Here is a 19,240-nt window from a genome sequence, read left to right as displayed (position 1 = left end):
CCGTGCGCTTCACCCCCGCCGATTCCGAGAAGCTGCTGCTGGCGACGGCGGGGATGGTCGCGCGCGACCGCCTCGCCCGCGGCGTGCTGCTGAACCACCCCGAGGCGGTGGCGCTGCTGTCGACCTGGGTGATCGAACGGGCCCGCGAGGGCGCGGCGGTGGAGGAGCTCATGGTCTCCGGCCGCGAGGTGCTCTCCCGCGACCAGGTCATGGACGGCGTCGCGGAGATGCTCGCGGACGTCCAGGTCGAGGCGACCTTCCCCGACGGCCGCAAGCTCGTCACCCTCCACCACCCGATCGCCTGAGGGGCGCCATGAGCGAGAGCGAACTCGTCGGGCCGACGGGCCCGGGCGCGATCCGGGTGCGGCCCGGCACGCGCGAGCTGAACCGTCGCGCGGACCCGTCGGACGTCCGCGAGATCGTCCTGGAGAACACGGGGGACCGGCCCGTCCAGATCGGCTCCCACCTCCACCTCGCGGACGTCAACGACGCCGTGGCCATGGACCGCGAGGCCGCGCGCGGCTTCCGCCTCGACGTGCCCGCGGGCACCTCGCTGCGCCTCGAGCCCGGCGCCTCCCGGCAGGTGGCGATCGTGCGCCTCGGCGGCCGCGGCCACGTGCCCGGCATCCAGATCCGTGACGGCGGGGCCGACGGTCAGGAGGAGCGCCGATGAGCCGCATCGACGCGGAGCGCTACGCCGCCCTCTACGGCCCCACCACCGGCGACCAGGTGCGGCTCGGGGACACGGACCTCTGGATCGAGATCGAGGAGGACCGCACCGTCGGCGGCGAGGAGGCCGTGTTCGGCGGCGGCAAGTCGATCCGCGAGTCCATGGCCCAGGGCACGACCACCCGCGCCGAGGGCGCCCTGGACACCGTCATCACCAACGCGATCGTGCTCGACCACTGGGGTGTGGTGCGGGCGGACGTCGGCCTCCGCGACGGACGGATCGTCGCGCTCGGCAAGGCGGGGAACCCGGACGTGCAGGACGGGATCCACCCGTCCCTGCACATCGGCCCCTCGACCGACGTCATCGCCGGCGAGGGCCGGATCCTCACCGCGGGCGCCTTCGACACGCACGTGCACCTGCTCTCGCCGTCCCAGATCCACGAGGCGCTCGCGACCGGCATCACGACGATCGGCGGCGGCGGCACGGGCCCCTCGGAGGGCTCCCGCGCCACCACGGTCACCCCGGGCGCCTGGCACCTGGGCCGCATGCACCTGGCCCTCGACCAGCTCCCCGTGAACGTGCTGCTGCTCGGCAAGGGCAACACCGTCTCCGCCGAGGGCCTCGCGGAGCAGGCGCTCGCCGGGGCCGCCGGCTACAAGGTCCACGAGGACTGGGGAGCGACGCCCGCGGCGATCGACGCCTCCCTGCGCGCCGCGGAGGAGCACGGCCTGCAGGTGGCGCTGCACTCGGACTCGCTGAACGAGTCGGGGTTCGTGGAGTCGACGATCCGCGCGATCGGCGGCCGCACGATCCATGCCTTCCACATCGAGGGCGCGGGCGGCGGCCATGCCCCGGACATCCTCGAGATCGCCTCGCTGCCGCACGTGCTGCCCGGCTCGACGAACCCGACGCTCCCGCACACGGTGAACACGGTCGCCGAGCACCTGGACATGCTCATGGTGTGCCATCACCTCAAGCCCTCCGTCCCCGAGGACCTCGCCTTCGCCGAGTCCCGCATCCGGGCGACGACGATCGCCGCGGAGGATCTGCTCCACGACATGGGCGCCCTCTCGATCACCTCCTCCGACGCGCAGGCCATGGGCCGGATCGGAGAGGTCATCACCCGCACCTGGCAGGTCGCCCACGTCATGAAGCACCGGGTGGGGGCGCTCGGCGGCGGCCTCCCGGCGGACAACGAGCGCGCCCGCCGCTACGTCGCGAAGTACACGATCAACCCCGCGATCGCGCACGGCGTGGACGCGCACATCGGCTCCGTCGAGCCGGGGAAGCTCGCGGATCTCGTGCTCTGGGACCCGCGCTTCTTCGGCGTGCGGCCGGACCTGGTGATCAAGGGCGGCATGATCGCGTGGGCGGGCCTCGGCGACCCGAACGCCTCGATCCCCACGCCGCAGCCGGTGCTGCAGCGCCCCGCCTTCGGCGACGCGATCGGCGGGCACCTCTCCGTCTCGTTCGCGGCGCCCGCCGCGGTGGAGGACGGCCTGCGCGAGCGCCTGGGCCTCACCCGCGAGCTGCTGCCCGTCGCCTCCACGCGCGAGGTGACGAAGGCGGATCTCGTGAACAACACGGCCCTGCCCCGCATCGACGTACGGCCGGACACCTTCGAGATCAGCATCGACGGCGAGCGGGTCGTGCCGGCCCCGGCGAGCTCCCTGCCGCTCGCGCAGCTGTACCAGATGTTCTGATGCCTGCCCCTTCCCTCGCTCCGGTGCCGGCTGCTGCGCCCGCGACGATCGCGATGCTGCTCGCGGACTCCCGCCTGCCTGCGGGCGCGCACGTCTCCTCGAACGCCCTCGAGGCGGCGCTGCGCGACGGGCTGCGCCGGGACGAGGTGGGCGCCTACCTCGCGTCCCGCCAGGTGACGGTGACCCGGGTCGAGGCGGGCACCGCCGTGCTCGCCCGCCACCTCGCCCTCACCTGCGCCCCGGAGGAGCTCGCGCCCGCGCTCGCCGCCCTCGAGGCGGAGTGGGCGGCCCGCACGCCCGGCCGCGCCCAGCGGGAGATCACGCGCGTGCTCGGCGACGGGCTGCGCCGCCTGGCCGACGTCCTCTGGCCCGGCGCGATCCCTCCCGTCGCTGCGGGAGCGCCCCCGCGGCCCCGCCCCGTCGTGCTCGGCCTCGTCGCCGCGGCCGCCGGGCTGCCCGCTCCGGAGCTCGTGCGGCTCGTCGCCTACGACGACGCGCAGACCGTCGTCGCCGCCCTCCTCAAGCTCGAGCCCGGCGACCCCCGTGCGGGCGCCGCGCTCGTGCTCGAGGCCTGCGCCGCGATGGAGCCGCTCGTCGGCCCGCTCGCGGCGCTGCAGGACCCGGCGCTCCTCCCGAGCGCCGGCGCACCCCAGACCGAGGACTGGGCAGAGGCCCAGTCCGCACTGCCCAGGAGGCTGTTCCGTGCCTGATCCCGTCACCCCCACCCGCTCGCTGCGGCTCGGCGTCGCCGGTCCCGTCGGCACCGGCAAGAGCTCGCTCATCGCGACCGTGTGCCGCGCCCTCGCCGGCGAGCTGCGCCTGGGCGTCATCACCAACGACATCTACACCGACGAGGACGCCCGCTTCCTGCGCTCCGCCGGCGTGCTCGACCCGGAGCGGATCCGCGCGGTCGAGACCGGCGCCTGCCCGCACACCGCGATCCGGGACGACGTCACCGCGAACCTCGCGGCCGTCGAGCAGCTCGAGGCGGACTTCGACCCGCTCGACGTGGTGCTCGTCGAGTCCGGCGGCGACAACCTCACCGCGACCTTCTCCCCGGCGCTCGTGGACGCGCAGCTTTTTGTGCTCGACGTCGCGGGCGGCGGCGACGTGGCCCGCAAGGGCGGCCCCGGCATCGGCCGCGCGGACCTGCTCGTCGTCAACAAGATCGACCTCGCCCCCTACGTGGGGGTCGACGTCGAGCAGATGGTCGCCGACGCCCTCGAGGCCCGCGAGGGCCGCCCCGTGCTCGCCCTCTCCCGCAGCGACGAGGCCTCGGTCCAGGAGCTGCGCGCCTGGGTGCTGTCGATGCTCGCCGCGCACCGCGGGGGCACCCACGAGCCGCAGGACCCGGGCCCGATGGCGCCGCACTTCCACGCCGACGGCGAGGAGCACACGCACGACCACGACCACGAGCACCCGCACGAGCACTCCCACGCCTGATGACCCGGATCGCCGTCGAGCGGGCCGCGGGGCCGGTGCGCCTGCACCTCGCCCCGGGCCTGCTGCAGCCGCGCCTCGTCTCCCGCGGCGGGACGTCCGCCCAGGTGGCGCTCGTCGCGAGCGGGGCGACGCTGCTGGGCGGGGACGAGGTCGCCGTGGACGTCGAGGTGGGGGACGGCTGCACGCTCGGCATCGAGGACGTGGGCGGCACCGTCGCCTACGAGAGCACGGGTGCGCCCAGCCGCTTCGACGTGCGCATCCGCCTCGGGGTGGGCGCACGGCTGATCTGGCGCGCGCACCCCTTCGTCGTGACCGACGGGGCCGACGTCCGTCGGCGCACCGCGATCACCCTCGGTGAGGGCGCCGCGCTGCTGCTGCGCGAGACCCTCGTGCTGGGCCGCACGGGGGAGCGGGGCGGCCGCCTCGCGACGGCCCTCGAGGCCCGAAGCACGCGCGGCGCCCCGCTGCTGATCGAGCACCTCGATCTGGACGGCGCGTCCCCGCGACCGGGTGTGCTGGGCGGCCACCGGGTGCTCGACACGGCCCTGCTGCTCGGCCGCCGCCCGCCGGAGGCGCCCGTCGACCCCGCCGACCCCGTCGGACCCCGCGTCCTGCACCTCGAGCAGCCGGGGGCGATCGGCCGGGCGCTCGGCGCGAGCGCGCACGCGACCGGAGTGGCGGCGATGATGGAGGCCTGGGCGCCCGCGGTGGGCGCCGGGGAGGGCGGGGCATGACCCACGAGCACGCGCATCACCATGCGCACGAGCACGCTCCCGTCGGCCCCGCGACCCTCGAGGGTGAGCACCCGGTGCGCGCGACCGCCGCACTGCTCGAGGGCGGGCAGGACCTCGACCGTCTCGCCGAGCGCCTCTCGGTGCTCGCCGATCCCCGTCGCCTGCGGATCCTCTTCGCCGTGCACGCGCACCCGGGGATCCGCAGCTCGGACATCGCCCGCGTGACCGACGCGCACGACTCGACGACCTCCCACGCCCTCGCCCTGCTCCGCGAGGCGGGCTGGCTGCGCACCGAGCGCCAGGGCCGGGAGGTGCGCTACCACCTCGCCGATCCGCTGGGCCATCGCATCCTCCACGAGATCGGCTCCGAGCACCTGCCCGGCGTGGAGCACCGCAGCACCTGACCCCGTCACTGCACCCCCGGGTGCCAAGGCGTGGCAACCCGTCGCAGTCCGTCCCGATACTTGCAAGGATCCACAACCATGACACGACTCGAGGCGCCACCCGCGCCTGCCGCCTCCTCGATCCTCCCGGGGGCGCGGGACCCGCTCGGCACCCGCGCCCGGGACCGCCGCGCCGCCGCCTGGATCCTCGGCCTCGGCGTCGCCACGGCCGTGAGCGTCCTCGTGTGCGCGGGCATCGGCCCCGTGCTCGTGCCGCCCCTGCGCGCCGCCGCGATCATCGCCGCGCACCTCGGGCTGCCCGTCGACCCGCAGGCCACCCTCGCGGAGGACGCGATCATCTGGGGCGTGCGCGCCCCGCGCGTGGTGCTCGGCGCGGCCGTCGGCGCGTGCCTCGCCCTGTGCGGCGCGGCCCTGCAGGCCATGGTGCGGAACCTGCTCGCCGATCCCTACGTGCTCGGCATCTCCGGCGGCGCCTCGACCGGCGCCGCGGCCGCGGTGCTGCTCGGCGCGGGGGCCGGCCTCGGCGCCGCCGCCCAGCCCGCACTCGCCTTCGCGGGCGCCCTCGCCGCCGCCCTGCTCGTGCTCGTCCTCGCCCGCTCCCACGGCGCGGTCACCTCCCTGCGGCTGCTGCTGGCCGGGGTCGCCGTCGGCTACGTGCTCACCGCGATCACGAACCTGCTCGTCTTCACGGCGGACACCGCCGAGGGCTCCCGCTCCGTCATGTTCTGGATGCTCGGCTCGCTCGCGCTGGGCCACTGGGACCTGTTCCTCGGCCTCGCCGTGCTCGCCGCCGTCGCGGGGCTGCTGATCCTCACGGCCGCGGGCCCCGTGCTCGACGCGCTCGCCGCGGGGGACGAGACGGCCTGGTCGCTCGGGGTCCGCCCGGACCGCGCCCGCGTCGCCCTGCTCGTCGTCGTCTCCCTGTGCACGGGAGCCGCGGTCGCCGCCGCCGGCGCGATCGGCTTCGTGGGGCTCGTGGTCCCGCACCTCGCCCGGCGCCTCGTGGGCGGCCCGCACCGCCGCGTCGTCCCCGCCGCCGCGTTCCTCGGCGCGCTGTTCCTGCTCTGGGCGGACGCCCTCGCCCGCGTCGTCCTCGCCCCGCGCGAGCTGCCGATCGGGGTGATCACGGCGCTCGTGGGCGCCCCCTTCCTCGTCGTGCTCGTGCGCCGCCTCCGAGGGGTGGCATCGTGATGCGCCGCCGTACGGCATTCCTGGTGCCCCTTGCCCCGTTCGCGGCCTGGGGTCTGGCCGCCTGCACGTCGGCGCCGTCCCCTGCCTCGGGGACCGCCGCCGCCGCGAACGGCGAGGGCGGGACCGCCTACCCGCTCACCCTCGAGAACTGCAGCTCCTCCGTGACCCTGCCCGCCGCCCCCACGCGGATCGTGCTGCTCGAGACCGCCCCGGTCACCGTGCTCAACGGCCTCGGCGTGCTCGACCGCGTGATCGCGAAGGCCGGCGTGTTCCCGCCCGCCTCCTACCCCGAGACGATCCACGGGGACCTCGCGCAGCGGGTCGACGCGATCCCCGTGCTCTCCGACGACATCGACGGCGCCGGCCATCTCCAGATCAATCAGGAGAGCGTCATCGCGCAGTCTCCGGACCTCGTGCTGGGCCTCCCCGACGGCGTGACCCGCGAGGGCCTCGCCTCCGCGGGCGCGCAGGTGCTCGTCCAGACCGTCTACTGCGGCGCCGCCCCCGCCGCGAGCTGGGACGATCTCGACGCCGAGATCCGCCTCCATGCCGAGGTCCTCGACCGGAAGGACGCGGGGGAGGAGCTCATCGCGACCCTCGCCTCCCGCCTCGACGCGGTGCGTGAGACGGCCGCCGCACGTCGCGGCGGCACCTGCGCGGTGCTCTACCCGACCGTGGGCGGCGGGCCGCTGTACGCCTACGGCGCCGCCTCCATGGCCTCCCCGCAGCTCGAGGCCGTGGGCCTCGAGAACGTCTTCGCGGGCACGGCGGAGCGGGTCTTCGAGGCGAGCACCGAGGCGCTCATCGACGCGGACCCGGACCACCTCGTGATCCTCTACCAGGGCGAGGGCGACGGCTCCGACGTGATCGCCGAGGTCACGGGCACCGCCGCCCTCGGCTCCCTGCGCGCCGTGCGCGAGGGGCGGGTGCTCGCGCAGCTGTTCAACCTCACCGAGCCCGCGACCCCGCTCGTCGTCGACGGCGCCGAGCGGCTCGGCGACTGGCTCGACGGGGGCGCCTCGTGAGCGCATCCTCCACCGCACCGCCGTTGCTCGAGGCGCGCGGTGTGCATCGCTCCTTCGGCGAGCACCCCGTGCTGCGCGGGGTGGATCTGGCCGTCGGCCCCGGGGAGGTCCTCGGCCTCGTCGGCCCCAACGGGAGCGGCAAGACGACCCTGCTGCGCCTGCTCACCGCGGCGCTCCGGCCGGAGCGCGGGGAGGTGCTGCTGGGCGGGCGGCCGCTCTCCCGGATCAGCGGCCGGGAGCGGGCGCGGCGGCTCGCGATCGTGGTCCAGGAGAGCGCGGGGGAGCTGCCGATGACCGTCGCGGACCTCGTGCTCCTCGGCCGGACACCCCATCGGGGCGCCGGCCGCGGCCGGGAGGTAGCCGCCCGCGCCCTCGAGCGTGTGGGCGCCCTGCACCTCGCGGGCCGCGAGGTCGCGCAGCTCTCCGGCGGCGAGCGGCAGCGGGTGCTCATCGCCCGCGCCCTCGCCCAGGAGCCCGAGGTGCTGCTGCTCGACGAGCCCACCAACCACCTCGACGTCGGCTACCAGCACGAGGTCCTGCACGTGGTGCGCGGCCTCGGGCTCGCGACGATCGTCGTCCTCCACGACCTCAACCTCGCCGCCCGCTACTGCGACCGCGTCGCCCTCCTCCACGAGGGACGCGTGCTCGCGAGCGGGCCGCCGTCGGCCGTCCTGCAGGGCCCGCAGCTCGAGCAGGTCTACGCCGTGGGCGCCGAGCCGCTCGCCGCCGCCGACGGCACCGTCCAGTTCCTCTTCCACCACCCGCGACCCGCCGAGGGGACCCGATGAGCATCCAGGACCCGATCACCGCCTACTGGTCCCGCTGGGCGGGGGAGTACGACGCCCAGCAGACGGCCCGCGCCCGCGCCGAGGGCGCCGAGGAGGTGTGGCGCACCGTCTGGGCGGAGGGGCTGCGCGCGGAACCGGGCGGCGCCCCGCTCGAGGTGCTCGACGTCGGCACCGGCAGCGGCAATGCCGCGATCACGATCGCCGGGCTCGGCCACCGCGTGATCGGGATCGACCTCGCCCCCGGCATGCTCGAGGCGGCCCGCGCGAAGGGCTCGCCCGTGCGCTTCCTGCCCGGCGACGCCGTGGACCCGCCGCTGCCCGCGGGGAGCCTCGACGCGATCGTCTCCCGCTACGTGCTGTGGACCCTGCGCGACGCGCCCGCCGCCCTCGCCGCCTGGCACCGCCTGCTGCGCCCGGGCGGGATCGTCGTCGCGGTGGACTCCGCCTGGTTCCCCGACGGGGCCGACGTCGGCGACGGTCTCGAGGGCGCTCGCCGGGAGGACTTCCGCAGCGCCTACGCAGGCGGGGCCCTCCCCGAGCTCGCCCTCGCCCCGGGGGACCCCGAGCAGGTGATGGCCGCCTTCCGCGCCGCCGGCTTCACCGAGGTCATGGCGGATCCGCTGCCCGCGGTGCTCGAGCTCGACCGGCGCAACGGCGTCTCCCCGGGCCATCGACCGCAAATGCAGATGCGGTATCGCGCAGTGAAGGGCTGAGCAGTGAAGAGCGGAGCAGCGAAGGGCTGACGCCCGTCGGCCCTCCGGCATAGGCTTTCCCGCATGACTGCCCCCACCCGCCGCATCGGCTCCCTCACCGTCTCCGCGATCGGCCTCGGCGCCATGCCGCTGTCCTTCGCCCGCACCCCCGCGGTGCCCCGCGACCAGGCGATCCGCACGGTCCACGCGGCCCTCGAGGCCGGCGTGACCCTCATCGACACGGCGGACATCTACGCCCCCAGCTGGGACACGATGGGCCACAACGAGCAGCTCGTCGCCGAGGCCCTCGCGGCCTGGGACGGCGACCGCTCCGCCCTCACCGTCGCGACGAAGGGCGGCATCACCCGCTCCGAGGGCGAGTCCTGGGGCCGCGACGGCTCCCTCGACTACCTCCGCCGGGCCGTGGAGACCTCGCTGACGAACCTCCGGGTCGACGCGATCGACCTCTACTACTGGCACCGCCCGGACCGCTCGATCCGCTACGCCGAGGGCGTCGAGGCCCTCGCGACGCTCCAGCAGGAGGGGCTGATCCGCGAGATCGGCGTGTCCAACGCGAACGTCGAGGAGATCGACGTGGCGCTCGAGGTGCTCGGCGAGGGCGGTCTCGCCGCGGTCCAGAACCAGTTCTCGCCCTCCTACTTCCACACGAGCATCGAGGAGCTGCGCCACTGCGGCCAGCACGGCGCGGCCTTCGTGCCGTGGTCGCCGCTGGGCGGGATCGGTGGCGGCGCGAGCGGCGTGGGGGAGCGGTTCCCGCAGGTCGCGCGGGTCGCCGAGGCGCACGGTGTGAGCCCGCAGCAGGTCGTCATCGCCTGGGAGCTCTCGCTCGGCGACCACGTGATCCCGATCCCCGGCGCGGGCCGGCCCGAGTCGATCGTCGACTCCGCCGCCGCGATGACGCTCGAGCTCACCGAGGCCGAGCGGGAGGACCTCGGGACGATCCTCGGCTGAGGGGCCCGCGCGGGCGACGTGACCGGCAGGGCATTTCCGTTGCCGGTCCCCGGGTGCGGGCGTACCCTGGCGGGCGTCCGTGACCGGAGAGGAGTCGGCATGCATTCCGTGCCAGCAGGGAGCGAGGCGGCCCGACGGGCCTGCTCGTCGTAGCATGGCGCGCCCCGAGCGCGCCGCCGTCGACCCCACCCTGATGCTCCTGCATGCCCAATTCCCGGCCGCCCGGAAGCGGCCTGCGAGGCATGCCCTCCGAGAGGACCCCTCATGCTGACCCTCACCGACGCCCTGATCCGCGACTCCTTCGTGAACGCCTCGAAGGGCGACGCGAAGCGCGCCACCCTGCCCGACCTCGACGCCCTCGACTTCGAGCGGCTCGACTACCTGGGGTGGCAGGACGCCAAGCGCCCCCGCCTCCACTACGTGTCCCTCGAGCTGGACGGCCAGGTCGCGACCCTGATGCTGCGCGGCGCGGAGAACGCCCCCACGAAGAAGATGCTCTGCGCCTGGTGCGAGGACATCGTCGACGGCGTGCATGCCGCGAGCTTCGTCGCCCCGCTCGGCGGCGCCTCCGGCCGGCGCGGCAACAGCGTCGGCACGTCGGTCTGCGCGGACTTCCGCTGCTCCCGCAACGTGCGCCGCGCGCCGAGCTCCTTCGAGCTGCGCACGGAGGACCCGGCGCTGCTCGCCTACCACCAGGAGCAGAAGATCGCCGGCCTGCGCGAGCGGTCCGCCGCCTTCGTGCGGGCCGTCGCGAACGGCTGATCGGCCGATCGGCCGACGGGTGGGGCCGGTGGGCAGGCTCCCGAGCGTGCCGTCCGGCACTGCCCTGACAGCCGGCGTCGCCTAACCCCCGGCACCGCTGACATCGCCGGCCTCGAGCGCCCGGCCGGGACCCGCCACGGGTTCCGCGCCGGGCGCTCGTGCGTCGTGGTCGAGCCGCGGGCAGCGGCGCCGCCCGCCGCCTCCCGCCGCTCGCCTCCTGCCACCCGCCACTGGCCTCCCGTCGCCTGCTGTTCGCGCGCGACCCGCTGCCGCCCGCCGTCGCTTGTCGCCGCCCCCGCCGCCCCTCCGCCCAGAATTGATCGTCCCTCCCCACGCCGAGTTATCCACAATTTCCACGGGCCGGCGGTAGGTGCTGGTTTTGGGGGAGGGAGGGCGTAGAATGAAGGAGTGGCGTCGGGGGTGTCGCTGGTGGATGGTGGCGGGGATTTATCTGCTCGCCGATCCGCCGCCGATCAGTCATTCCGGTGCAGTGATGACGAGGGGAGGCGAGCGATGTCGGTGATCGATGGCGGGGTGCCCGCGCCCCTTCCCCTGCCCGGCCTGGAGAGCGTCGCAGACCCTGCCGCGTCTCTCGATCCTCACGCTGTCGACATCCCCGCCGATGCGGACGCCTCTGCCTCTGCCTCTGCCTCAGTCACTGCCTCGGTCGCGGCGGGCGCCTCGACTCCCGTCCTCCCACCGAAGCCGCGCGCCCTCTGCCGCGCCGTGCGCGGCCGCAGCGAGGTGACCGAGGAGAACGTCGCCATCCGCGCCGACCTCTCGGAGGATGCCGTCCGCGCGGAGGCGCTGCGACGCATCCATCGGCGGCGCCGCGGCGCCGCCGCCATGCTCTACGTCGAGGAGATGAAGGACGTCGCCCTGCTGTGGGACGAGAAGGCGGGTGACGAGGGGGACTACCTCGCCCTCGCCGCCGGGGTCGCGCTGCGCGCCCGGCTCGGCCAGGCGACCTACCAGCTCCGCCGCGCCCATATGGGCGTCACCGATCTGCCACTCTCGCTCGAGAAGGTCGCCACCGGTGACCTCCCCACGAGGTGGTTCGACGATCTGCTCCGCGCGGTCGAGCGTCTCTCCTCTGCTCAGCGCCACCGGGTGGATGCCGAGGTCGCCGGCTGGGAGCTCGCGACGCTCTCCCCGGACCGCTTCCGCACGCTCGTGCGCCTCCTCGTGACCTGGGTGGACGAGGTCGCCGCGCTCGGTGCCACCGCGGAGGAGACACGCGACGTCAGCCTCGACCACTCCCACGTCGACGACGGCACCGCCACGCTCACCGTGACCGGCCCCGCCCCGGAGATCCTCGACCTCGCCAAGCGGCTCGACGCCGCCGCCCACGCGGTCCAGGATCAGCAGCGCCGCGCGCTCGCCCGCATCGCCGCCGGCGAGACCGGCGTGGAGATCCCCTGGGACCTCCACGGCCAGGCCGCCCGCACCGGGAAGCGGCTCCCGCTCGGGGCGATCCGCTATCTGCTGCTCACGCGAGGCGAGATCGACACCCAGGGTGTGCCGGTCCCTGCGGCGGGGGTGCGGTTGAACCTCGTCGTCCCCGTGCTGTCCCTGTTGGGCCGGAGCGACGCACCTGCGACGCTCGAAGGCACCATCCCGATCCCCGCCGGCATGGCCCGCGAGCTCGCGGCACGGGCACCCTCGTTCCAGCGGGTCCTCACCGATCCGATCACCGGGGAGTTCCTCCCCGTCGCGTCGACCACCTACCGGCCCACCGCCGCGATGCGCGAGCACGTGCTGCTCATCGACCCCGTCTGCGCCGTGCCCGGCTGCGAGCGGCACATCGCGGAGAACGGCGAGGTCGACCATATCGAGGAATTCGATCATCTTCGTCCCGAGAATGGCGGGCCCACATCGCCGCATAATCTCCACGGATTGTGCTGGTCTCATCATGACGCGAAAACCGAGAGGTATATCGACCCCGAGAGATCGGGGGGCGGCAAACGTACACGATGGAATATCGGTGGCCTCACCGCCACCGAGGTCACCACCAACCGGGACCTCGTCACGCAATCCCTCGCGGAGAGCTACTCCCGCTACTGGGACGACTACGTCCAGCGCCGTCGGGCCGCGGAGGAGCGAGCCCGTGCCCGGGCGGAGGCGGAGGCCGCAGCGGCGGCAGCAGGAACGGGAGCCGACCCGGGGACCGACGCGCCACCGGGCGACGGGGACCCGGACCACGCCCCGCCCTTCTGAACCTGTTCAGCCCAGCCGCACCCGCGCGTCCGCACGGTGCCCGGTCGCGGTGACGAGGCGGGCGTTCGCCTCGTCCGGCCCGAGCGCCCAATCCCGCGCCGCGGCCGGCGGCTTCCCGAAGCGCTCATGCCGGGCGATCAGCCGCTCATGCCGCAGATCCTCCGGGGTCTCCACGAACCAGCACCCATCCAGCAGCGCCCGCACCCCGGCGAACGGCCCCTCGTCGAGCAACAGGTAGTTGCCCTCCGTGATGACGAGCGGCACCTCGGCCTCCACCGCGATCGCACCGGCGAGCGGCTGCTCGAGATCCCGCTCGAACATGGGCGCCCACACCACATCATCACCGGGCATCTGGGCCCGGATCCGCTGCAGCAGCGCCGCATAGCCGCCCGCGTCGAAGGTGTCCGGCGCGCCCTTGCGGTCACGCCGGCCCAGCGCGTCGAGGGCGACGTCCGCGAGATGGAAGCCGTCCATCGGGACCACGGTGCACGAGCCCTCCGGCAGTTCCCGCGCGAGCAGCTCCGTGAGCGTCGACTTCCCCGCCCCGGGCGCCCCGGCGACCCCGAGCAGCCGCCGGCCCCCGGCGCGGCGCGCCTCGTCGAGCAGCGTCAGCGCGGCGCGGAGCACGGCCTCCTGCCCCTCCAGCACGACCGGCTCAGGCATCGACGTCCACCTCGAGCACCTCACCACGCAGCGGCAGATGGAGGAGGATCCGCGAGGGCTCCGCCCCGGCCGCTGCGAGCGCCCGCGAGTACGTCGCCAACTGCCCCAGGTAGTGCCGCTCCACGTGCCCCACCGGGTCGTCGCCCGGATAGGACTTGTGGTCCACGAGCACGATGCCGCCGCCCGGCAGCTCGAGCAGCGTGTCGATCCACCCCTCCATGACCTGCGAGTCCTCGTTCCACCAGGAGATCGGCTGCTCCGTCAGCTCCCGTGCGCCCGGGAACTCCGCCGCGAGGAACCCCGCCCACGCCTCTCCCGCCTCGACGAGAAGGTCCGGGGAGATCGCCCGGGCCACGGCCCAGCGCTCCACGAGCCGTCCCGCCGCGGCCTGCTTCTGCGCCGCGTCGAGGTGGGCGAGGGGCAGGGCGAGGTAGGCGTGGACCGCCTCGCCCACGCGCTCCCAGCGCTCCCCGCCGCCCTCGACGAGCCGGCGGCCGATGCTGCGGGGCGCGTGGACGGTGCCCGTGCCGGAGGCGACCCCGGAGGCCTGGAAGCGGGCGCCGGCCCGGGCCCGGTGTCCCGGCTCCGGCCGCAGCGGTACGTCCGTCGCCGCGAGCGTGCTGCGCCGTGCCCGGTAGGTGGGGGCGTCCTCGGCGAGCACGCCCGCCGGCGTGCGGATCGTCGCCGGCAGGTCGCCCGCGCCGCGCACGCTGATCGTCTCGCCGCCCGCCTCCCAGCTCAGGAGCGGTCCGGCGCCCTCGTGCCCGGGGACCAGCGCATCGAGCACCGGGGCGTGGCCGGCGCCGCTCAGCACGGTGACGTCGGCCGAGCGCGTGAGCGCCACGTACTGCAGGCGCCCGGACTCCTCCTGCTCCGTCCGGGCCCGGCGCCGTCCATGCTCCGAGGCGGAGAGCCCCTCCTGCAGCTGCGCGTACCGGGGCAGCACGCCCGGCCAGTAGCGCGGGGAGCGGCCGTCGAGCGGGGCGGTGACCTGCAGCTGCGGCGCCGGGACGACGAAGCCGCCGTCGTGGCGGGAGCGGTCGCTCGGCGCGTGGTCGAGCATGACCACCACGCGCGACCACTCGAGGCCCTTCGCGCCGTGGATCGTCCCCACCCACACGGTGTCCGGGATGCTCGAGAGGTCCGGGCCGGCGTCCGCGGCGTCGAGCGCGATCCGCAGGCCGGTGAGGGTGATCGGGGCGGAGTCCGCACGGGCCCGGTCCGCGTACTGCACGGCGACGGCGCGCAGCGCATCGAGCGTGCGCAGCCGCTGATCGGGCGCGGACCACGACCGGATCCGCCCCGGCAGGTCGAGCGCGTCGACGACGGCGGTGATCATCTCCACCGGCGTCAGGGAGATGCAGTCCTCCCGCAGGTCGCGCAGCCCCGCGAGCACCGGGTCCTGCCACCAGCGGGAGAAGACGGTGCGCCGCCCCTCGCGGTCCGGTGCGGCGGCGAGCTCCGCGAACCATCCGTCGTGCGCGGCATGGTCCGGGAGCAGGTCCACGAGCTCGGTGAGGGCGAGCGTGTCGGCGAGGTCGAGGGTCACCGCGAGCGCCGCCCGCACCAGACGGCCCTCGCGCGCGGCGAGGATCGGGGCGCCCTCGCCGGAGGCGGGCACGCCGCGCGCCGCGAGCGCCTCCGCGACCTCGGCGGCGCGCTGGTTCGAGCGCACGAGCACGGCGACGTCGCCGGGGGAGACGCCGGGCTCGGCGAGCAGGTCGAGCACGCCGTCGGCCACGGCCGTCGCATGCTGGGGGTAGGTGAGCTTCCGCGGCACCTCGGGCAGCCATGCCTCGAGCCGGCCCGGAGGGCGGCCCGCGGCGGCGCGGCGGCGCGCGGCCTCCGGCGCCGCGTCCATGACCACGCGATGCCGGGGGAGGTCCGGGAAGACCTGCGGGAACACGGCGTTCACGAGGTCCAGCACGGGCGCCTGCGAGCGCCACGAGTGCTCGAGGTCCCGCACGGTCGCCGCGCCGAGGTCCGTGCGGCCGCTTTCGATCTCCGCGATGATCCCGGTCATGAGGGCAGGGTCCGCGTCGCGGAAGCCGTAGATCGCCTGCTTGGGGTCGCCCACCCAGATCTTGTCCTCGACGAGCTCGCTCAGCGCGAGGAACAGGGCGAGCTGCACGGGGGAGGTGTCCTGGAACTCGTCGACCGCGAGCAGGCGGAACCGCGAGCGGATCGCCTCGCGGGCCCGCGGGGACTCCCGCACGAGCGCGAGGGTGCGCACCTCCTGGTCCACGAAGTCGATGAGGCCCAGGGCGTCCTTGTGGTCGCGGTACGCCTCGAGGGACTCCGCGGCGGTCTCCATGACCAGCGCGATCACGGCCCGCACGTCCGCCTGGAGCACGGGGTTCGCGAGCAGCTCCTCATCGATCATCGTCGCCGTGCCCAGCAGGGCGAGGTCCACGTCCTTGCTGTAGACGTAGCCCTTCGCCGCGGGGTCGCCGGCCTTGCCGGAGCCGACGGCGGCGAGCTTCGCCCAGCGCGACCAGGGAGCCCGCGCCGGGTCCCGCAGGTCCCGGCGCATCGCCTCGAGGGTGTCGAGGTGCTTGCGCACGGTCGCCGCGCCCTTGTCGTCGCCGGCCGCCTGCGCGCGCAGGTCGGTCAGCGCGGTGTCGAGCTGCGCGGTCCACGCGGGGCGGCGGTCCTCGAGCGTAGCCGTCGGGAGGGCCGCCTCCCGGTAGTCCTGCCAGGAGGCCTCGACGCCGTCCCGCAGCGCCTGCGCGTCGATGAGGTTCGTGCGGGCGCGGGAGGCGAGGTCCCGCACGTGCGCCCGCCACGAGGGGGAGGCGGCGAAGGGCAGCTCAGGGTCCTCCTCCCCGTCGTGCTCGGTGCGCGCGAGCAGGTCGCTCGCCCGGGCCCCGGCCTGGGCGGCGGTCTCGTCGATCGCGGCGCGGAAGGCGGCCCGCTGCCGGTCCTCGTCGAGCACCTGCACGTCGGGCGAGATGCCGGCGTCGAGGGCGAACTCTCGCAGCAGCTCCCCGGAGACCGCGTTGACGGTGCTGATGAGGGCGCTGTCGATGCCGCGCGCGGCGTCGAGCTGGCCGCGCTCGAGCAGCGTGCGCCGCACACGGTCGCGCAGCTCCGCCGCGGCGCGCTTCGTGAAGGTCGTCGCGATGAGCTGTGAGGGGTCCAGCCCCTCCTCGATCCGGCGCGCGATCTCGTGGGTGAGCGTGTGGGTCTTCCCGGAGCCCGCCGAGGCGTTGATCAGGGTGAAGGAGGGGCCAGGGGTGCTCATCGTCGGTCTCCCGTCAGTCCGCAGAGCTGCGCGTACTCGCTGCCCGCGCAGTGGTCCTCGACGAGCAGCCCGCCCGCCGCTCGCGCCGTCGTCCGGGCGGCCGTGACCGCCTTCGCGTGCTGCGCCCAGGTCGCGCCCGCGCCGAGACCGGCCTCCTCGATCAGCGCACGGCAGCCCGCGCGCACGGTGCCGGAGGCGACCTCGTCGAGCACCGTCGTGATGCCGGCGAGCATGCGTGACCAGGCGTCCTCGACGTCCATCGGCGTGCGGCGGCGCGGGTCGAGCGCCGGATCGGCGGAGACGAACTCGCCGCTGCGCAGCAGGAAGTAGCCGACGCCCGCGGGCTCCGTGAGCGACTGCTCCTGGGCGACCGTCCACGCGTAGGCGGCGAGCTGGATCGCCTCGCCGGTGTCGAAGAGGTCCCCGTAGCGGGTGCGGCTGCGGGACCACTTGAGGTCCAGGACGCTCGGCCGGCCCTGCGCGTCCACGGCGTCCACGTCGCGGCTGCCGCGGAAGGTCACCGTGTGAGGGCCGACGGCGAGCGGGAGCGTGAGCGGCAGCGAGAAGCGGGACTCGGTGCCGGTGATCCGCAGGCCCGCGTCGGCGAGACCGCGGAACAGCGCCCCGAGGGAGCGGACGGCCCGCTCGCGCACCTCGGAGCGCTCGGCGGCGCGGCCCGGGAGGTCGAGCTCGGAGGCGAGCTGCGGGACGAGCGCGTCGAAGGTCGCCCCGATCTGCTCGGGGGTCGGGTGGGCGTGCTCGTGCACGAGCGTCTCGACGACGGCGTGGACGAGCGTGCCGATCATGCGGGCACCCGTGGGCAGCGCGGCGACCTCGGCGGGGCGCACGTCGAGCGCGTACTCGAGCGCCCAGTGCTGCGGGCAGGCGAGCAGCGACGCGGCCTGCGTGTAGGACAGCCGCTCGGGCAGCAGGTGCGGGGCGGGGGCGATGCGGCGCTCGAGCGGGGGCACCGGCTCGCCGTGCTCCTCGACGGGCGCGGTGACGGGGAGCGTGCGACCGGCGAGGGTCCAGGTGTCCCCGTCGATCAGGGACTCGGGGGAGAGACGCTCCGCCCCGGCGGCCGCCTCGAGGTGGGCGAGCAGGCCGCTCGGCCCGGGCGCCTCCTCCGCGAACGGCCCGGGCAGCACCGCGATCACGCGCCGGGCGCCGCGCAGCCCCGCGAGGGCGGCATCGACCTGCAGGGAGGCGACGGCGGCGGGATCGAGCACCCGCCCGCCGCCCGCCTCGAGCGCGGCCGCCTCTGCCGTGTCCCAGCGCTCCGCCGCCGGCAGCTCCTCGGCCGACGGCCCCCACCACAGCACCGTCCCGCCCGCGGCGCGCAGCTGTGCCGGACGGGTGGTCACGGCCCAGTCGGCGACCTCGCGCACGGCGCGGGGGGACGGCCCGGAACCGCCGCAGGAGTCGATGACCTGCTGCAGCGTGCGCCGGGCGAGCGGGACCGACGGGTCGAGCATGCCGAGCACCTGCTGGAGGGTGCGCACCTGGGTGAGCGTCGCGAGCAGCTCACCCTCACCTCGGGCCACCGCCCGCAGCCGCTCCACGAGCCAGTCCAGGCGCGAGGAGAGCAGGTCCGGGCGCAGACCCTCCGCGGGCAGCGGATCCGTGACCATGCGGTCCACGGCCCGCGCGGCCTCGACCGCCGGGGCGGGGCCGTCGGCGGCGATCTGCCCGAGCGCCTCCCGCCAGGCGGGACCGCCCACGCCGGGCTCCCGGCCCAGCGCCCGCAGCAGCCGGCGGCGCGCGGCCGCGGGCACGAGGCCCACGGGCTCGGCGTCGCCGTCCGCGCCCGGCAGCACCCGCAGGTCCAGCAGCGCCGCGAGCTGGTGGACGTCGACCGGGGCCGTCGCGACGTCGAGGAAGAGGCCCAGCACCTGGTGGTGGGCGCGGTCCGTGGACGGCTCCACGTGGCCGACCGCGGGCAGGCCGCGCCGGTGCAGGGCCCGGTCGAGCACGTCGGTGCCGCGGGCGGCGAGCACCGTGAGCGGGCCGTCCTCCGGGGCGGCCGGGGCGGCGAGGTACCGCGCGGCGACGTCGGCCGCGGACCACTCGTCGAGCGCCTCGACGACCGTGAGCGCGGGCGCGCCCGCCTCCGGGGCGGGCAGCACCGGGCAGTCCACGCCGGCAGCGGTGAGCAGGGAGAACAGGTGCGGCCATCGGCCCGGAAGTCGCTCCGCCGGCTCGTGCAGCGCCACCTCCTCGATGCCGAGCGGCCAGGTCGCCGCGTCCCCCTCGAGCAGGGCGATCAGCTCGGCGAGATCATCGGCGGGGGAGGGGGCGAGGGTGCCGGCCGTGCCGACGACGACCGTCTGCTCGAGATCGCGCAGCGCCGCGAGCCGCTCCGGGAGAGGGCCCTCGACGCCCGACGGCCGCCACCCCGTCGCGACCGCCTCGTCGCGCCAGCGCAGCAGCTGCCGCCCCGTGCTCCACGGGTCCACCGCGAAGGAGCGCGCGGGCCAGAAGGCCGAGGGATCGGGCAGGGAGGCGAGATGCTCCTCGACGAGCCGCACGTACTGCGCGACCCGCACCGCCGGCTCCACCGCCGGGCGGGTCAGGCCCAGACGGTTCTGCAGCAGCTGCACGAGGGACCGCGGTCCCATCCGCGCCGCGCCCCGGGCGCCCGTGCCGTCCGCCCAGGCCGTGCCGTCCAGGGACCAGCCGAACTCGATCCGCATCCCACCTGCTCCTCCGCCGTCTCCGTGCGGCGTGACCTG

At 75.5% G+C, this 19,240-nt stretch carries 17 protein-coding genes; 14 read left to right on the top strand and 3 right to left on the bottom strand.

What is annotated here, in order from left to right; genetic code table 11:
• Positions 1–2 precede the first annotated feature (2 nt).
• From ABD080_RS02315 to ABD080_RS02250, 14 genes are all read left to right on the top strand, one after another.
• Entirely contained in the window at positions 3–305 is a 303-nt protein-coding gene (locus ABD080_RS02315; protein ID WP_137768951.1) for an urease subunit gamma, read from the top strand.
• 8 nt (positions 306–313) lie between these two features.
• On the top strand, positions 314–673 hold the full coding sequence (locus tag ABD080_RS02310; RefSeq protein WP_343903495.1) for an urease subunit beta: 360 nt from the start codon (positions 314–316) through the stop codon (positions 671–673).
• Positions 670–2,373, top strand: coding sequence for an urease subunit alpha (locus ABD080_RS02305; RefSeq protein ID WP_343903494.1), 1,704 nt, complete (start codon positions 670–672; stop codon positions 2,371–2,373). The genes ABD080_RS02310 and ABD080_RS02305 overlap by 4 nt, the downstream gene beginning before the upstream one ends.
• Positions 2,373–3,083, top strand: coding sequence for an urease accessory protein UreF (locus ABD080_RS02300; protein ID WP_343903493.1), 711 nt, complete (start codon positions 2,373–2,375; stop codon positions 3,081–3,083). Before ABD080_RS02305 ends, ABD080_RS02300 begins: the two co-directional genes overlap by 1 nt.
• Positions 3,076–3,816, top strand: coding sequence for an urease accessory protein UreG (gene ureG / locus ABD080_RS02295; protein ID WP_343903492.1), 741 nt, complete (start codon positions 3,076–3,078; stop codon positions 3,814–3,816). Before ABD080_RS02300 ends, ureG begins: the two co-directional genes overlap by 8 nt.
• On the top strand, positions 3,816–4,550 hold the full coding sequence (locus tag ABD080_RS02290) for an urease accessory protein UreD (RefSeq protein ID WP_343903491.1): 735 nt from the start codon (positions 3,816–3,818) through the stop codon (positions 4,548–4,550). Before ureG ends, ABD080_RS02290 begins: the two co-directional genes overlap by 1 nt.
• On the top strand, positions 4,547–4,954 hold the full coding sequence (locus ABD080_RS02285) for an ArsR/SmtB family transcription factor (protein WP_343903490.1): 408 nt from the start codon (positions 4,547–4,549) through the stop codon (positions 4,952–4,954). Before ABD080_RS02290 ends, ABD080_RS02285 begins: the two co-directional genes overlap by 4 nt.
• 78 nt (positions 4,955–5,032) lie before the next feature.
• The gene (locus tag ABD080_RS02280) at positions 5,033–6,145 is read left to right on the top strand and encodes a FecCD family ABC transporter permease (protein ID WP_343903489.1); all 1,113 of its coding nucleotides are present in this window, start codon (positions 5,033–5,035) and stop codon (positions 6,143–6,145) included.
• A gap of 23 nt (positions 6,146–6,168) precedes the next feature.
• Complete coding sequence (locus tag ABD080_RS02275) at positions 6,169–7,170, top strand: ABC transporter substrate-binding protein (RefSeq protein ID WP_343903488.1); 1,002 nt, start codon at positions 6,169–6,171, stop codon at positions 7,168–7,170.
• Complete coding sequence (locus ABD080_RS02270; protein ID WP_343903487.1) at positions 7,167–7,958, top strand: ABC transporter ATP-binding protein; 792 nt, start codon at positions 7,167–7,169, stop codon at positions 7,956–7,958. The genes ABD080_RS02275 and ABD080_RS02270 overlap by 4 nt, the downstream gene beginning before the upstream one ends.
• A complete protein-coding gene (locus ABD080_RS02265) occupies positions 7,955–8,671 on the top strand; it encodes a class I SAM-dependent methyltransferase (RefSeq protein ID WP_343903486.1) in 717 nt (238 codons plus the stop codon). Before ABD080_RS02270 ends, ABD080_RS02265 begins: the two co-directional genes overlap by 4 nt.
• Positions 8,672–8,734: 63 nt before the next feature.
• On the top strand, positions 8,735–9,622 hold the full coding sequence (locus ABD080_RS02260; RefSeq protein ID WP_343903485.1) for an aldo/keto reductase: 888 nt from the start codon (positions 8,735–8,737) through the stop codon (positions 9,620–9,622).
• Positions 9,623–9,886: 264 nt separating this feature from the next.
• Positions 9,887–10,384, top strand: coding sequence for an FBP domain-containing protein (locus tag ABD080_RS02255; RefSeq protein WP_137768940.1), 498 nt, complete (start codon positions 9,887–9,889; stop codon positions 10,382–10,384).
• Between the two features lie 726 nt (positions 10,385–11,110).
• On the top strand, positions 11,111–12,601 hold the full coding sequence (locus tag ABD080_RS02250) for an HNH endonuclease signature motif containing protein (protein WP_343903484.1): 1,491 nt from the start codon (positions 11,111–11,113) through the stop codon (positions 12,599–12,601).
• Between the two features lie 6 nt (positions 12,602–12,607).
• Here ABD080_RS02250 and ABD080_RS02245 read toward each other — a convergent pair whose 3' ends face one another.
• From ABD080_RS02245 to ABD080_RS02235, 3 genes are read right to left on the bottom strand one after another with little or no spacing between them, the layout of a single operon-like run.
• On the bottom strand, positions 12,608–13,264 hold the full coding sequence (locus tag ABD080_RS02245; RefSeq protein WP_343903483.1) for a nucleoside/nucleotide kinase family protein: 657 nt from the start codon (positions 13,262–13,264) through the stop codon (positions 12,608–12,610).
• Complete coding sequence (locus ABD080_RS02240) at positions 13,257–16,508, bottom strand: UvrD-helicase domain-containing protein (RefSeq protein WP_343903482.1); 3,252 nt, start codon at positions 16,506–16,508, stop codon at positions 13,257–13,259. Before ABD080_RS02240 ends, ABD080_RS02245 begins: the two co-directional genes overlap by 8 nt.
• Positions 16,505–19,201: a RecB family exonuclease gene (locus ABD080_RS02235; protein WP_343903481.1), complete on the bottom strand. Its 2,697-nt coding sequence runs from the start codon at positions 19,199–19,201 to the stop codon at positions 16,505–16,507. The genes ABD080_RS02240 and ABD080_RS02235 overlap by 4 nt, the downstream gene beginning before the upstream one ends.
• Positions 19,202–19,240: the final 39 nt, after the last annotated feature.

It is taken from the genome of Brachybacterium rhamnosum (genome assembly GCF_039526185.1).
In the GTDB taxonomy this organism is placed as follows: Bacteria; Actinomycetota; Actinomycetes; order Actinomycetales; family Dermabacteraceae; genus Brachybacterium; species Brachybacterium rhamnosum.
This window is presented reverse-complemented; position numbering and strand designations above follow the sequence as displayed.